Source organism: Streptomyces atratus (assembly GCF_014648655.1).
GTDB classification, from domain to species: domain Bacteria; phylum Actinomycetota; class Actinomycetes; order Streptomycetales; family Streptomycetaceae; genus Streptomyces; species Streptomyces atratus.
The window spans coordinates 84,573-99,926 of the sequence record NZ_BMRN01000017.1 but is presented as its reverse complement, the minus strand read 5'-3'; the positions used below and the strand labels follow the sequence as shown (position 1 = coordinate 99,926).

Annotated in this window: 8 protein-coding genes; 3 read left to right on the top strand and 5 right to left on the bottom strand. The window is 68.2% G+C overall.

Translation table 11 applies throughout. From position 1 onward, the window contains the following. The first annotated feature begins 85 nt into the window (after positions 1-85). The gene (locus tag IEZ15_RS25325) at positions 86-1,048 is read left to right on the top strand and encodes a helix-turn-helix domain-containing protein (RefSeq protein ID WP_189279498.1); all 963 of its coding nucleotides are present in this window, start codon (positions 86-88) and stop codon (positions 1,046-1,048) included. An 823-nt stretch (positions 1,049-1,871) separates the two neighbouring features. Here the strand turns inward: IEZ15_RS25325 and IEZ15_RS25320 are convergent. Beyond that, on the bottom strand, positions 1,872-2,993 hold the full coding sequence (locus IEZ15_RS25320; protein ID WP_229846105.1) for a PP2C family protein-serine/threonine phosphatase: 1,122 nt from the start codon (positions 2,991-2,993) through the stop codon (positions 1,872-1,874). Between the two features lie 183 nt (positions 2,994-3,176). Further along, complete coding sequence (locus tag IEZ15_RS25315) at positions 3,177-6,911, bottom strand: S8 family serine peptidase (protein ID WP_189279496.1); 3,735 nt, start codon at positions 6,909-6,911, stop codon at positions 3,177-3,179. 280 nt (positions 6,912-7,191) lie between these two features. Between IEZ15_RS25315 and thpR the strand changes: the two genes are divergently transcribed. Continuing rightward, entirely contained in the window at positions 7,192-7,788 is a 597-nt protein-coding gene (gene thpR / locus IEZ15_RS25310) for an RNA 2',3'-cyclic phosphodiesterase (RefSeq protein WP_114242594.1), read from the top strand. A gap of 85 nt (positions 7,789-7,873) precedes the next feature. Here the strand turns inward: thpR and IEZ15_RS25305 are convergent, their stop codons facing one another. Further along, a complete protein-coding gene (locus IEZ15_RS25305) occupies positions 7,874-9,181 on the bottom strand; it encodes an MFS transporter (protein ID WP_189279495.1) in 1,308 nt (435 codons plus the stop codon). Next, positions 9,178-9,786, bottom strand: a complete 609-nt coding sequence (locus IEZ15_RS25300) for an ArsR/SmtB family transcription factor (protein ID WP_189279494.1) — start codon at positions 9,784-9,786, stop codon at positions 9,178-9,180. The genes IEZ15_RS25305 and IEZ15_RS25300 overlap by 4 nt, the downstream gene beginning before the upstream one ends. Positions 9,787-10,502: 716 nt before the next feature. Here IEZ15_RS25300 and IEZ15_RS25295 point away from each other — a divergent pair. After that, positions 10,503-11,303, top strand: coding sequence for a DUF6585 family protein (locus IEZ15_RS25295; protein WP_189279493.1), 801 nt, complete (start codon positions 10,503-10,505; stop codon positions 11,301-11,303). 376 nt (positions 11,304-11,679) lie between these two features. Here the strand turns inward: IEZ15_RS25295 and dnaE are convergent, their stop codons facing one another. Next, positions 11,680-15,276: a DNA polymerase III subunit alpha gene (gene dnaE / locus IEZ15_RS25290; RefSeq protein ID WP_189279492.1), complete on the bottom strand. Its 3,597-nt coding sequence runs from the start codon at positions 15,274-15,276 to the stop codon at positions 11,680-11,682. Positions 15,277-15,354: the final 78 nt, after the last annotated feature.

Genomic DNA, 15,354 nt, shown 5'->3' with positions numbered 1-15,354 from the left:
AGGTCCTAGTGGTGAGGGCACTTGCCGCACAACTGATCTACGTGGCCCATTGCTGCCGCTGGCACAATTGGGCCACCATCCGTCCATGACTCCCGAGACACCGCAACTCACGGCGGCAGGCATCGATCCGTTCGACGAGAGCGTCTACCGCGCTGTCCTGACCCGGCGGACGGCGGCGCCTGCCGAACTCACCGCGGATCTCGACTGTTCGGCCGAGCGCGTCGCCAGGGCGCTGGACCGGCTCCGCGACCACGGGCTGGTCGGCCGGCTCGCCGGCTCCCGCCGCCGGTACGCCGCGATCGAGCCGGGAGCCGCCGTCGAGGCGCTGGTGCGGGCCAGAAGCAATGAGCTGGAGCGGGTCCGTTCGGCGGCCGACGAACTGTCCCGGCTGTTCGCCGCCGCGCGCACCGGCGCGACCTATGAGGACGAGGTGGAGATCACTACCGGCAGCGAGGCGCTCGGCCGCTGGTTCGTCCGCCTTCAGCAGGAGGCCCACGAGGACGTGATGACCCTGGACCGGCCGCCGTACGCCCTGACCACCTCCAACCCGGTCGAGGCGACGGCGCTCGGCCGTGGCGTACGGTACCGCGCGGTCTACGCCCCCGAGGCCCTGGAATGGCCGGGCGTCCTGGACGACATCCGAGAGCTGGTCCGGCACGGTGAACAGGCCCGTGTCCTGCCCGGCCTGGGCATCAAACTTGCCATCGCCGACCGCAGGCTCGCCCTGATGCCGCTCTCCCTCGACCTCAACGACGTCCGCGCCGCGGTGATCCGCCCGTCCACCCTGCTCGATGCCCTCACCGGCTACTGGGAAATGTGCTGGAAGCAGGCCCTGCCCCTCAACGCCCCCGCCGAGGACCCCCTTGGCGAGGAGGACCGACTCGTCCTCACCCTCCTGGTCAGCGGCCTCAAGGACGAGGCGATAGCCCGCCAGCTCGGCTGGTCCGTCCGCACCATGCGCCGCCGCATCAGCCGCCTGCACGACCTCCTCGGCGCCGCCAACCGCTTCCAGGCCGGAGTGATCGCGGCCCGTCGCGGCTGGTTGTGAGACAGCACGCCGGCAGCAGGTGGGGCGGCGATGAGTGGGTGTGGTCTCGGCGCGCGTTCCAAGCCTGCACAATTCGGCTTGCGACTGATGAAGACCCGTACCTGTGGCTGGAAGTCAACGAGGGCGAGACCGCGCTGGACCACCACCTCAATCACACTGGAGCGGCGGCAGTTGAACGGCGAGGGCGCGGCCTCTTCTTCCCCATGCTCTCCATGATGGACATCCTTCCGGGGGCTGAGCCCCTGATCTCGGGTGTCCGCCAAAGCGGATCGAGCCCAGTCGCCGCACCAGCGGACATTCGGCCCCGCCGGGTCGGGGTGGAAACTACGGGCGATGAGATCGGGCCGCGTGGCGGCCCGTGGATCGGGGACTGTGGTCAGGTGCCGTCGTCGGCGATGCCGGCTCTGCGGTCCGGCAGCCCGAATCAGCCGGACGACTCTGCGACGGCCGCAGTCGGCGCGCTCCTTGCGTGTCTGTGCCGGCCCGGGGCAGCGGGGTGGCTGGACCGGCTCGCGGACGGGGGCAGCGTGAGCGACATTGCGGTGCAGGTGAACAGCGTCTTTCAAGGCCCGGCCGCTACCGGCCTCCTGCTCCGCTGACGCCTCGCCGTGGCCACCCCCACGGGATCGACCGCCTGCAGCTTTACTGGCGGCGGGCCTGCCCCGTCCGCTCAGTACAGGTCCTCGTCGCACGCGGGAGCGATGCGGTTGTGGCGCGGTGCCGGGAGCGTCGACGTCCTCGGGCGGTGTCGGCGGAGTCATGTTCGGACCTTGCTTGCCGTCCGAGGGGCCGGGCACTTGAGCGTACGTGCGCCGTGTTGCGCTCAGTGGTGCGGTGACCGTCGGACGGACAGGACCGCGACGTCGTCGTGCTGGCCGCCCTCTCCGGCGAACGCACGCGCGTCGTCGTAGAGGGCGTGCGGCAGCTCGGTGGGAGAGAGCGCCGCGCGCTCGGTGAGGCGTTCGGTGACGGGGTAGAACGTGCCGTCGGCGGCGCGGGTCTCGGTGAGCCCATCGGTGGTCAGCAGCAGCGTCGCGCCGGGCGGGAAGGCGAACCAGTTGACGGTCGCGGGTTCGGCGGTGAGTTCGGCGAGACCGAGGGGGACACCGGAGTCGAGGGCCGGCGTGATGACGGTGGCGTCGTGCAGCAGCTGCGGAGGAATGTGCCCGCAGTTGATGACTTGTACCTCGTCGTGCGCGTCGACGTTGACGATAAGCGCTGTGACGAACCTCTCGTCGTCGCCGGTCTGTGCAGCATAGGAGTTGTGCCGTACGACCGAGGCATCGAGGGCATCGACGATCGCTGTCAGGGTGGGCTCCCGGTGGGCCGCCTCACGGAAGGCGCCGATGACGGCGAACGCGGCGCCGACCGCGGGCAGGCCCTTGCCCTGGACATCGCCGATCAGAACCCGGGTTCCCCATGGGGAGACGACGACGTCGTAGATGTCGCCGCCGACGAGACGGTCCTCCTGCACGGGCTCGTACACGCCGTCGACCAGGACGTCGTCGGTGAGCAGAGGCAGAGGGCGAAGGATGTGGCGCTGCATCGCTGCGGCGGTGGAGCGCAGCCGCAGCATCTCGTGCTCGCGGCGGATACGACGGTGGCAGGCGTAGACGGAGGCCGCGCCCAGAGCGAGGGTGAGCAGCACCATCAGGATCCTGTCGAGCCACGACCGCCCGTCACCGTGCCGGATCACCACGGTGACGGCGACCACAAGCGTGGCCCATGCAGACACAAACTTCGTCTGGCGTACGGTGCACAGCGCCGACGCCGTCCCCGGCAGGAACACAAGGAGCCCCAGAAGCCACACCACGGACCCGGACAGGGCACCGAGCATCATCACCAGGGCGGTCACTGACACCACGCCGATCACGACTTCGGCGTTGCGCGGTGGTTCGACGGCCTCGAAAGGATGCGCGAATCTCTTCGGGTGAGTACGGGTCACGGGGCCTCCCGGGCAGGTGGTGTACTGCCCGTACGTTAGACAGGACCCACCGCGGGCGAGCCGCGCCCCGCCGGACGATGTCCTCTGTGCCGTGAGCAGCACCACGTGCAGGGTGCGGACCATGTACCGCGCACGCGGCAGGTGGGAGCCGCGCCGCCGACTGCGCGGCTCCCACCCGGTCGGTTACTTCCGCACGCCCACCGCGCGGATGATCTCCTGCTTGACCGAGCCGCCCTTGTCGTCGGCGGCCGAGGCCCGCACGGAGATGTACTGCGCGTCGTCCGGCACCCGCACGGAGCCGGCCCAGGCGGCGGACTTGCCGCGTACGCCGCCGAGTTCGACGGACGTCCACGTCGCGCCGTCGTCGAAGGAGACCTCCAGCGTGGAGCCGGTGATCCTCCCGGTGTCCGGCGCGCCCTTGACGTACTCGGAGAAGATCCCGAGATCCAGGCGCTTTCCGGCCCGCACATCACCGTGCAGATCGGTGTCGACGTCGAACCCGAGGTTGAGCATTGGCAGATACGTATACCGGTCGGCCGGCGTGGCGGACGACTTGAAGGTCCACTCGGAATGGCCCTTCGTGGCGAGCCGCCAGACCTCCGGGTCCAGGGTGGTGTCGGTGACAACCCTGAAGTCCTGCTCGGTCGGATTGACGTTCCGGGCGTACGCCCCCGAGCCGGTCTTTCGTTCGACCCGCACCCCGTCCACGTACACCTCGGTGAACTGGGTCATCGACTTCTGGTTCCACACATCGCCGAAGCCGGTGTGGTCCGGGCCCGAGTCACCCCAGCCCGGCGTGTTGAACTGCAGGTTGTTGCCCGCACGCTGCTGGCCCCAGCCGAGTCCGGTGCCCAGCCACGGGTGCCAGACCGGCTTGAACCAGTCCGCTGCGGAGCGCGTCCCGCCGCGGTAGTGCACGACGCCGCCGCGCTCCTCGATGGCGCCCGGGCCGCTGGACATGGACTCGTGCCAGCCCTGGTCGGGGCCGGCGCTGATGTAGTCGGTGCGCTCCGCAGGGAACTTGATCTTCTCCTGGAATCCGATGCCGTAGGGGAAGCTGTCGGTGATCGAGTAGCGGAACTCGCCGCCGTCGGCGGGCTTCGGCGCGTGGAACTTGTTGTTGACGACGGCCAGATCGCTCTTGTCCGGCCGGTACGTCAGATCAGCGGGGATCGCCCCCGGGTATCCCTCGGTGAGGTCGTACACGTACGGCGTGTACTGGGTTCCGGTCAGTTCGACACCCCGGTCGAGTCGAGCGGTCTCGATCAGTCGCGCCCCGTCCGCAGCGTTCACCGTCGCGATGTACAGCGGACGTGTCGCCCCGTCGGCACCGGCAAACGAGGCCGACAGCCGCCCGGGAACATCGTCGGTGACGAACAGGGCCTTGGCGCCCGCGTCCCGTGCGTTCTGGGCCAGCTCAGCGGGCGTGACCGCGCCGGTGCGGCGCACGACGACCGCATTGCCCGTCACGTCCTTGCCGGCGTAGTCGGCAGGGCTTCCGGTGCCCGCGTCCACCAGGGACATCCGCTTGCGACCGGTGAACACGTCCGATCCGTACGGGACGAACGCGTCGCCGAGCCGCCGGCCGCCTGCTTCGACATCGAGCAGCGGCTTGCCGAGCCGCCACACGGTCCGGTACTCGAAGGTGCCTGTGGCGGGCTTGCGGGTCTGCGCGGCGAAGATGCTGTCGTACTTCGGCGGCACCTGCACGGCCGACGTGAAGGACGCGCCGTTCGCAGCCCGGTTGAACTTCATATTCAGCTGACGGGTCTCGGTCCGCTGGTCCACCTCGGCCCGGATCTCCCGCAACGTTCGCCCGTCGAGGGTGACTTCGCGGTCACGGTCCATGGTGACCTCGGGCTCGGTGAGAAGACCGAGGCCGAGCGAGTCCTTGCCCTGGCTGCCACGCACGTCGAGGAAGCTGGACAGGGTGTACATGCCGGGCTGCAGACGCAGCTTGAGCGTGCCGGAGTCATCGACCGCGACCGGGAAGGGATCTGTGCCCTGGGCCAGCTGCTTCACAGCCACGAATGCGGCGGATGGGGCACCGTCGCGGTCCTTGACGTGGACCGTGAGGGTGTAGCGCTCGTCCTCCTTGGTCAGGCCGAAGGCCGTGTGCGCCACCACGGTGTCGCCGTCCTTGGCGACGATCCGGCCGGAGGTCGGGCCGACGGGCGCGGTGGTGCCATCACCGGTGACCGTGGTCTGCGCCGTGCCGTGCGCGGGCACGGTGAGAGTGGAGTCGGCGAGGGTGACCACGCCGGCGGGAGCGCCCTCGGCGGTCAGCGCCAGGGTGACCGGCCGGTCGGAGGCGTTGGTGTAGGTCAGCGTCTTCCTGACCGGCTCGTTCGCCTCGTACGGCCAGCTGATGAAGCCGAGGTCGGCGCTGCCGGTCGCGGTGATCTGCGCGGCGATCGCGGACGGGACGTCCACACGGCCCGCACCCACCTCGTACGACGTGCCGCTGATCTGCTTGGAGGTGCTCATCAGCCCGTCCTTGAGCTGCTGTCCGCTCCAGTCGGGGTGCTTCTCGGCGAGCAGCGCCGCCACGCCCGCGACGTGCGGCGTGGCCATGGACGTACCGCTCATCGATGTGTACGGGCCGCTGCCGCTCACGAGCTGGGAGCGGGCCGCGAGGATGTTCACGCCCGGCGCGGACAGGTCGGGCTTCAGAGCGTTGTCGCCCAGGCGCGGGCCCTGGCTGCTGAAGGACGCACGCCGGTCGGCGGAGTCGACCGCGCCGATCGTCAGCGCCGAGTCGGCGGCGCCTGGGGAGCCGATGGTGCCGGGAGCACCTGCGTTGCCGGCCGCGATCACGAACAGGGCGCCTGTGTCCTTGGAGAGGGTGTTCACCGCCTGGGCCATCGGGTCGGTGCCGTCACTGCCCTGTGACGATCCGAGGCTCATGGACACGATCTTGGCGTGGACGTCCTTGGCCGCCCACTCCATGCCGGCGATGATCTGCGACTCGGATCCGAAACCCTGGTCGCTGAGAACCTTGCCGACGGCGAGGGTGGCGCCGGGTGCTACCCCCTTCTCCTTGCCGTCGGAGGCCGCACCGCTGCCACCGACGGTGGAGGAGACATGCGTGCCGTGCCCGTTCCGGTCGGCGACCTCCTGCCCCTCGATGAAGCTCTTGGTCTCGCTCACCCGGTCCTTGAGATCGGGATGAGTCGGGTCCACGCCCGTGTCGAGGACAGCGACCTTGACACCCTTGCCGGACAGCCCCGCCTCCCAGGCCGCAGGGGTGCCGATCTGGGCGTTGCTGGTCTCCATCGCGGTGTCGACGCGTGCGTCCAGCCAGATCTTTTCGACGCCGCCCGACAGATGCACACGGCCCGAAGTCGCGCTGCGCGCCCCGGAGGTGACGTCCGGTGCGACCGTGCGCCAGAACTCCCCGGACGCCGACGCCTCCAGGGCCGCACCGCCCACACTCGGCAGCCCACGGACCTGGCGGGCTCCGTGGGGCGTCGCGCTGCGGGCGTTCTTCGTGTACGTCACGATGAGCGGGAGGCCGTCGGACGACGGGTCGCCGAGCCCCTGCTCGATCAGAGCGGTGACGTCGAAGAGTTCGGCGTCGAGGACGCCCGCCTGGAGGTAGGGCCGGGCCTCGTCGGGTATGACGGTGATCCGGCCGTCGGATATCTCGCTGCGAACTGCTCCGGTCGCGCCCTTGGGACGCTCCACGGCGACCGACTTCCGGCCCGCGCCGAGGTCGGTCACGGTCACCTGGTCACCGGTGATCAGGGTGACGGTTCTCGCGGTGCTGGGTGCGTGCACGGGTGACGTGGCACGGTCGGTGCCCGCCCCCACCGTCCCCAACGCCCCGGCTGCGACGGCCTGCCCTGCCGACAGCAGTACGAGCGACAGCCCCGCTGCGAGCAGCCGGGATCTGCGCCTCGCGGATAATCTGGTCATGGTTGACTCTCCTCCGCGCACCTGGTGAATGGGTGGTTCCGGGTGCTGCGAAGAGTTTTCGTGGCGGCAACCTGTGTGTCGACCGTTCTGCCCTGGCGGATATCCGACTTGACAGGTATCCGTCAACGATGTGGTGGGGCACGGACTCGCCCCACGCCGGGCCGTGGCGTCGGGCGTACCGGCCGAGCTGGTTTCCTCGGCATCGCGACCGCGAGCGCCTCTCCTGCAGTACCTGGGCCGGCCGCCGCGTCCACTACCCGGATGCGGTACGAAGTCCGGTGTGAACGAACAGACTCAGCCCGCGACCGTGCGCGTGTTCATCGCCCTCGCCCCGCCCGACCACGCGAAAGAAGAACTGGCCCGGGAACTGCGCCCCGCCTATGACACACACCCTCACATGCGATGGAACCGTATCGAGGACTGGCACATCACCCTGGCGTTCCTCGGGGAGCTACCGGCCGAGACAGTTCCGCTCCTGCGCCCGCCTCTCGCCAACCTCGCAGCGGACCACCAACCGCTCTGGTTGGCACTGCGCGGCAGCGGAACCTTCGACGACCGGGTGCTGTGGAGCGGAATCGACGGAGACCTCGATGAGCTGCACATGCTTGCCGCCGATGTGCGTACCGCGGTCCAGAACTGCGGTGTCGCCTTCGAAGGTCGGTCCCTGCGCCCACATCTGACGTTGGCCCGTGCCCGCCGAGGAGATCGATCCTCGGCAGGAGAAATCGCCGAAGGGCTCGCCGGATTCACCGGCCGCCGATGGCCTGCCGAACGGCTGCACCTGGTCGGCAGCAACATCGGCCGTAGCCGTGGACCGATCCACTACCGCGACATCGAGGCCTGGGCCCTCGGCAAGGGGAACTGCACTGGATCTTGAACGAATCAACCAGGGCCGGCCGACAGGCAGTACTCGAACCGGCGGGCGAGGACCACACCGCAACCGTCACGTTGCCGGGGAGACCTCACTGGCCGATTGTCCTCGTCCCGTCGCGTGTTGTATCCGCGACGCGGGTCTGGGTCAGGGAGCGGATGCGGGGTATCGGTGAGGGCAGTAGCCAGAGCAGCGACAGGGCTCCGCCGACAGCGGCGATGAGGAGTGCCGCCCTCAGGCCGAGGTGGGTCGCGAGCAGACCGCCGACGATGGCACCGACGGGTCGAATGCCGTAATTGATCGTGCTGTACGCGCCGGCCACGCGACTGCGCATACCGTCGGGGATCACCGCGGCCTGGAGGGAGTTGAGATTCACGTCGAACAGCATGACGCCGAAGCCTGAGAGGAACTCGGCTGCGGCCAGGGCTCCGGCACGGAGCCAGAGCGGGCCGTCTGCCGTGGCGGCGATGGCGATCGGTGCCGGGAACAGCACCGCGCCCACGACGATGCTGCGCCCAACGCCGAACCGTCGCGAGATCTTCGGGGCGAACACCGCGCCGAGGAGGGCACCGGTCGCGCCGATCCCGAACGCGATGCCGATCACTCCAGCGGACAGCCCAAGGCTCCGGTTGGCGAACAGCACGATCAGTCCACTGCCCGCGACAAAGGTGAAGAAGTTGACGGTCGCCGCGCAGCCGAGCGCGGCCCGCAGCACTGGATGACGGATGACAAACGACAGGCCTGTCCTGGCACGCCGCAACAGTGAAGGTGCCGTTGTGCTGCCGGAGGCTGCCGGGGGCTCGTTGACCGAAACCCTGCTGATCAGGACCGCTGACGCCAGGAAGGTGAGGGCGTCCACAGCGAGGGTGACGGGTGCGGTCAGCGCCTGGACCAGGGCGCCACCGATGGCCGGGCCGGCGACATACGATGCGGACCGGCTGGCGCTGAGCTTGCTGTTGGCGTCGACGTAGGAAGCGCGCGGCACGAGGCGCACAAAGAACGGCGGATAGGCGGTGTTGAACAGTACCCCAGCGGCGCCCGTCAGCAATGCCACGGCGTACAACTGTCCCAGCGTCACCGCCCCTGACAGGTAGGCCACCGGGACGCTGAGCAGCACTGCGGCGCGTACCAGGTCGGCGAGGATCAACAGACGGCGCTTGTGGGCCTGGTGATCGCCCCAGGCCCCCAGGAAGATTGCGAGCAGGTTGGGGGTCCAGATGAGTGCGGTCAGCCACGCCACCTGGTTGGCCGAAGCGTTCAGCGCGCTGACGGCGATCAGAGGCAGAGCCAGCTCGGTGATCCGGTCGCCGAACTGTGAGACCGACTGACCGGCCCAGAAGCGGCAGAACCGTCGATCCCGCCACAGCGATATCGCAGCGGCCTGCTCCGGGCTGCTCACGGTGTCTGCCCGGTCTGCTCCTCGGCGTCTTCCGGCAGGACGTAGCGCATGAGCCGGACGCCGCGGCCGTTGGTGGGCCGCTCCTCCGGGTCACGAGTGACGTACGGCGCGAGGATGCGTTCGATCCCGTCCTCGATGGCGGCGAGTTCCTCAGCGGAAACGACGACGCGGGTATTGGCCAGCCCGGCCATCCTGCGCCACGCCGCATCGAGTTCGGGCTCGACCTCGGCAGCCCACCGGCTCGGAACGTCTGCATAACGCAGGAACATCTGCTGCGACAGCACCCGCGCGGCTGACTGGCTCTCCCCATCGGCCGTATCTTGCGGCGTCTCGAATCGGAAGCCGCGTGCTACGGCCTCCCACCGCCGTTGGCGGCGGTCCGGTCCGGGCTCGCTGTCGCGGACCAGTCCAAAGCCGGCCAAGTGACGCAGATGCCAACTGGTCACCGACGGCGTCGCTCCCACGTCGGGCGCGAGTTGCGTCGCGGTCGCCGGCCCGTGCCGCTGAAGGTGGTCGAGAATCGCCAGCCGCACCGGATGCGCCAACGCCCGCATCGCTTGCGGATCAGTGATCTCGATATCGCCCAGGCGATTACTGGAGTCCATGGTGTGAGAGTGTCCTCTCACGATTTGTGAGAGTCAACGCTTACATCGGCCAACGTCACGCAGTCGCCGGATGCACGTTCATGGAGAGCAGACGTAGTCAGGCGCCTGCGGCGGCCTGTTGCCGGGCCCGGGTGCGGGTGAGCCGACAGGAATCGCTGCCGGCCTCGCTGCCAAGGTCATCACCCTTACGCCCGCGATACTTCAGTAGCTCAAGCAATGGCATTGCGACAACGGCATCAAGTGGCGGTCCATGCCCGCGGACTTTCCCGCCGGGCCCCGGGCCATTCGAGGCCCGGGGTCTTGTGTTGCTCGCAATGGGCTACCACTCGCAGCGGTGGGGCAGCTGACGAGCGGCGCGGATGAGGTCTTCCGCAGGCGGGTGGTACGGGACCTCGGACCAGTCTGGGGTGAGGATGAGGGCCGGGATGTTGCCGTAGTAGTGAGTGCCCCAGCCCGTGTGCAGGGTCAGGCCCAGACCGTGGTGGCCGGCGCGGGCGTCTGATTTGCCGAGCGAGCGCAGCGGGACGTCGTAGGGCCGGGGACGGCGACAAGAGCGGGGGACCGTCCCGGCCCGAGGGCGCGGGACCGTCCGCTTAACCGATGCGCCGGGCCGGGGCGCTCTTCCCGTACGGGCTCCTCTCCCCGATAATGGCCCTCAACTGTCTGGCCTTGGGGGGCTTGTGTCGGATCGTGATTCCACTCCTGTTCCGCCCTCCATGCGCAGAGTCGCGCGGGAGTTCGAACTCGGTTCGCGCCAGGGGCTGGTGTGGACCGAGCCCAAGCGCTTTCCGTGGATCGTGGTGCTGCTGCCGGCACTGGTCGGACTGCCGGTGCTCTGGCTGGGGATTTCGGCCGCAGTGGAGGGCCAGCGGAGCCACGGCGCCTGGTACTACGGGCTGCCGCTGCTCATCTTGGGGACCGCCGTAGTCGCCGCAGCCGGGTATTTCCTCTTCCTCGCGCTCACGAGACGGCAGGCTCAGGTCTGGGTAGGTCACTACCAGTACGGCATCGTCCGGGAGGTCGCCGGGCACGTGCCGGAGGCGTACTCATGGGACGAGATCGATGGCATTCGGCGGAGCAGCACCAAAGTGACAAACGGGATCACCAGCGTCACCACAGACGAACTCTGGGTGCGTCCCCGTGAGGGCGCCGAGATCACGGTGACCGACGCGTACAAGGGGGTCGCACGGTTCATCGACGAACTGGACAAGACATTCACGCGCGTACGGCTGCCGCAGGACAGGGACCGGCTGAAGGCGGGCGAACGGGTCGACTTCTTCGGGGCCCACCTCGATCCCGCCGGTGTCGGGTACCTCGACCACCGGCTCGGCTGGCGCGAGGTCGACCGGGTCACGGTGAAACAAGGCTGGCTGGAGATCCATCGGCACGGCGACGGAAAGCCGTGGGCCAGGCTCCCCGTAGAGATGGTCGAGAATCTGTCGGTCTTCCTGGCCCTCACCGCAAGGATGCGCCAGGAAGCGGCCGGAGAGCGGCCGCAACCAGACGATCCGGCCTGATCCGGCGAAGGCCGGCGCTCCGGCAGCAGGTCTGGATCAACGAACCAGCACCCCGGCGGTCACCGTGCTTGGGAGAGGAACTACTTGCACCTCTCAAACAACGGTATTGCCCGTTGTCGACCAGGTACCGCACCGCGTCGACCAGGTGCTGATGGCAGCACCCCTCCGGCTGCCCGCCCCTGCCCTCCAGCCACGGCGGCACCGGCATCGCCTCATGCACGACCGCCCACTCCGCGTCCGTCACGTCGGAGGGATACCTCGGCTGCCTGTGCGGCCGGTTGCCCCCGTTCCCGAACCTCAGCGCGAGGCAATCGCAGTGCAGGGGAAACGAGCTGGACGATACGGGCGCCGACGCGCCAGTCGTCGGTCCTCGGCGTCACGCGAGGCCCACCCACGCGTCAGCACCGAAAGTGCCTTTCACATCGGATGCGACGGTGGTGGCGTCCACCTTGGCTTGCAGGGCGTACACGGTCGTCTTGCGTGCGCTGCGGACGCTGAGGTGGACTGGGCTGTCGCCTGGGTGGTCCGCAAGGATGCGCTTCAGTTCTCTGACGGACTGTTCGGTGATCCGGTGGGCGGGGAGGGCAAGCCGCACGGGGGGTTTCCCGCCGTGCTCGGCGAAGGACACGTCCAGTACCGCGAGTTCTCTGCCGAAGACGTTCACGGTTCCGTCCCGGTCTTCGATCTTTCCCTTGACGGAGATGACGTTGTCTTCGGCCAGTGCGTGACGCACGAGCTGGTAGGCGGCGGGGAAGAAGAGGACCTCGATGCCGGCATCACGGTCCGCGAGGTTCACGATGGCCCAGGCGTTGCCCTGTTTGGTCATCTTGAGCTGGATGCCGGTGATCAGTCCGGAGAGCTGCACGTCCCCGGCGGTGCGGCCGGAGGCGAGCAGTTCGGCGATGGAGCAGTCCCGTGCGCCGGAGAGGATGTGCTCGGCGCCGTCCAGCGGGTGGGCTGAGACATAGAGGCCGAGCATGTCGCGTTCGGTCGCCAGGAGCTGTCTGCGGGGCCACTCCGAGTCGTCGATGGGGAAGTCGAGGCCGAAGGCCGGTTCGCCGCTTCCTGCGCCGCCCAGGTCGGCGAAGAGATTGTCTTGTCCGAAGCTTGCCGCTTTCTTCACAGGGATGATCGCGTCGATGGCGTCCTCGTGGATGGCGGTGAGGCCCTTGCGGGAATGCTCCAGGGAGTCGAAGGTGCCGGCCTTGATCAGGGACTCCACAGCTCGTTTGTTCAGTGCGGGCAGGTCGGCCTTGTCGAGGAAGTCGGAGAAGGAAGTGAATTTCCCTTTCCGGCGGCGGGCATCGGCGATGGCCTCGATGACGTTGTCGCCGACGTTGCGTACGGACCGCAGCCCGAACCGTACGTCGTCGCCGACGGCGGTGAACTCGGCGACGGACTCGTTCACGTCGGGCTGGAGGACCCGGACACCGTTCTTGCGGGCGTCGGCGAGGTAGATCGCGGCCTTGTCCTTGTCGTCGCCCACCGAGGTGAGCAGGGCGGCCATGTACTCGGCCGGGTAGTTGGCCTTGAGGTAGGCGGTCCAGTACGAGACGAGGCCGTAGCCGGCGGTGTGGGACTTGTTGAATGCGTAGCCGGAGAACGGGAGCATGACGTCCCACAGGGCCTTGATGGCTTCCTCGCTGTACCCGTTGCCCCGCATGCCGTCGTGGAACTTGTCCCACTCTGCGGCCAGCACCTCCGGCTTCTTCTTACCCATCGCACGGCGCAGCAGGTCGGCGCCGCCGAGGGTGTACCCGGCCAGTTCCCGGGCGATGGCCATGATCTGCTCCTGGTAGACGAGCAGATGGAAGGTGTTGCCGAGGATCGGGTCCAGTGCGTCGCGCAGCTCGGGGTGGATCGGGGTGATTTCCTGGCGGCCGGTCTTGCGGTGCGCGTAGTTGGTGTGCGCGTTCGCCGCCATGGGGCCGGGCCGGTAGAGGGCGTTGACCGCGGCGATGTCCTCGAACCGCGTGGGTTCCATCTGCTTCAGCAGCACGCGCATACCGCCGCCGTCGAGCTGGAAGACACCGAACGTATTGCCCTCGGCCAGCAGCCGGTACGTCGTGGCGTCGTCCAGAGGGATCACGACGGTGGACGGGTCGCCGTCCAGGGGATTCACGGTGGCCAGGCTGATGCCCCGGTTCTCGCGGATGTTCTCGATCGCCTGGTCGATGACCCCAAGATTCCGCAGCCCCAGGAAGTCCATCTTGATCAGACCCATGGCTTCGCAGGACGGGTAGTCGAAGCCGGTGATCTTCACGCCGTCCGAGGCGCGCATGTGCAGGGGGATGCGGTCGGTGAGCTTCGTTTTGGAAAGGATCACCGCGGCGGCGTGCACGCCGGTGCCGCGGGTGAGGCCCTCCACACCGCGGGCCGTGTCGATGACCCGCTTCACATCCTGCTCGCTGTCATACATCTGCCGGACCTCGCCGGCCTCGCCATACCGCTCGTGGGAGGAGTCGAAGACGGCAGCCAGCGGGGCGGACTTGCCGTTCTGGTCCGGCGGGAGCGCCTTGGTGATCCGCTCGCCATGGGCATAGGGGTAGCCGAGGATGCGCGAGGAGTCCTTGATCGCGTTCTTGGCCTTGATCTTGCCGAACGTGTTCACCATGGCGGTGTACTCATCGCCGTACTTCTCGGTGACGTAGCGGACCATCCGGTCGCGCTGACGGTCGTCGAAATCGAGGTCCACATCCGGCGGGTTGATGCGCTCGGGGTTCAGGAATCGTTCGAACAGCAGGCCGTGCTCAAGGGGGCACAACTCGGTGATGCGGGTGGCGTAGGCGACGATGGAGCCTGTGGCCGAGCCCCGGCCCGGACCGAGCGGAATCCTGTTCTCCCGGGCATGGCGGCAGATGTCCGCCACGACGAGGAAGTAGGAGCTGAAGCCCATGGGGCCGATGACCGACATCTCGGTCTCGAAGCGGTCCACGATGTGCTGGGGGAGCGGTTTCCCGTAGCGCATCGCCAGACCCTCGAGGACTTCCTTGCGAAGCCACGACTCCTGCGTTTCGCCTTCCGGCACGTCCGGGAACTGCGGCATCTCGTCGACGTAATCGAAGACCTCGTCGTAGGACTCGATGCGCTCGGCGATCAGCAGGGTGTTGTCGCAGGCTTCCGGGAGTTCCGAGAACAGGCTGCGCATCTCGGTGGCGCTCTTGAGGTAGTAGCCGGAACCGTTGAACCGGAAGCGGCCCGGGTCGACCTTGCTCTTGCCGACACCGATGCACAGCAGGCTGTCGTGAGCGTCGGCCTGGTCCTCGGTGACGTAGTGCGCGTCATTGGTGGCCAGGAAGGGAATGTTCAGTTCCTTGGCCAGGCGCAGCAGGCCCTCACGAACCTCACGCTCGATGTCCAGGCCGTGGTCCATCAGCTCCAGGAAGTAGTTCTCGTGACCGAAGATCTCCTGGTAGGCCGCGGCAGCAGCCTTTGCCTCGTCATACTGGTTCAGCCGCAGGCGGGTCTGGATCTCGCCGGAGGGGCAGCCGGTGGTGGCGATGATTCCGCCCGGCCGTTCAGCGATCAGCTCCCGGTCCATGCGCGGCTTTCCGGCAGGGAACTGACCCTCATAGCTGGCCTGCGTGCTGAGCCGGAACAGGTTCCGCAGGCCCTGGCTGTTCCGCGCCCACATGGTCATGTGAGTGAAGCGGCCGCCACCGGAAACATCCTTCGACCCCTCACCGCCCGCGCTCGTGGCGCGACGGCCTCCCGGCCCCCAGAACTCCTGCTTCCGGACGAACCGAGAGGAAGGTGCCACGTACGCCTCGATGCCGATGATCGGCCTGATCCCCTCGAAGCCCTTCGCGACCTGCGCGAACTCGTAGGCGCCGAACATGTTGCCGTGATCGCTCATGGCGATCGCGGGCATCCCCTGCCGGGCCACCTCGCCGAACATCGGCTTCAGCTTCTGCGCGCCGTCCAGCATCGAGTATTCGGTGTGATTGTGCAGGTGAACGAAGGAATCCGGCACGTGTGGTCGCCTCCGGGGTGAGTAGGAAGCCCCATCCCGGCCCGAGACGCGATGGTGGCCTTGTCGGTGGCCGACCGC

Excerpts from the sequence above, each read along its gene's own strand:
- IEZ15_RS25325 (WP_189279498.1), top strand. The coding sequence starts at position 86 with ATGACTCCCGAGACACCGCAACTCACGGCGGCAGGCATCGATCCGTTC.
- IEZ15_RS25315 (WP_189279496.1), bottom strand. The coding sequence starts at position 6,911 with ATGACCAGATTATCCGCGAGGCGCAGATCCCGGCTGCTCGCAGCGGGG.
- IEZ15_RS25300 (WP_189279494.1), bottom strand. The coding sequence starts at position 9,786 with ATGGACTCCAGTAATCGCCTGGGCGATATCGAGATCACTGATCCGCAA.
- IEZ15_RS25295 (WP_189279493.1), top strand. The coding sequence starts at position 10,503 with ATGCGCAGAGTCGCGCGGGAGTTCGAACTCGGTTCGCGCCAGGGGCTG.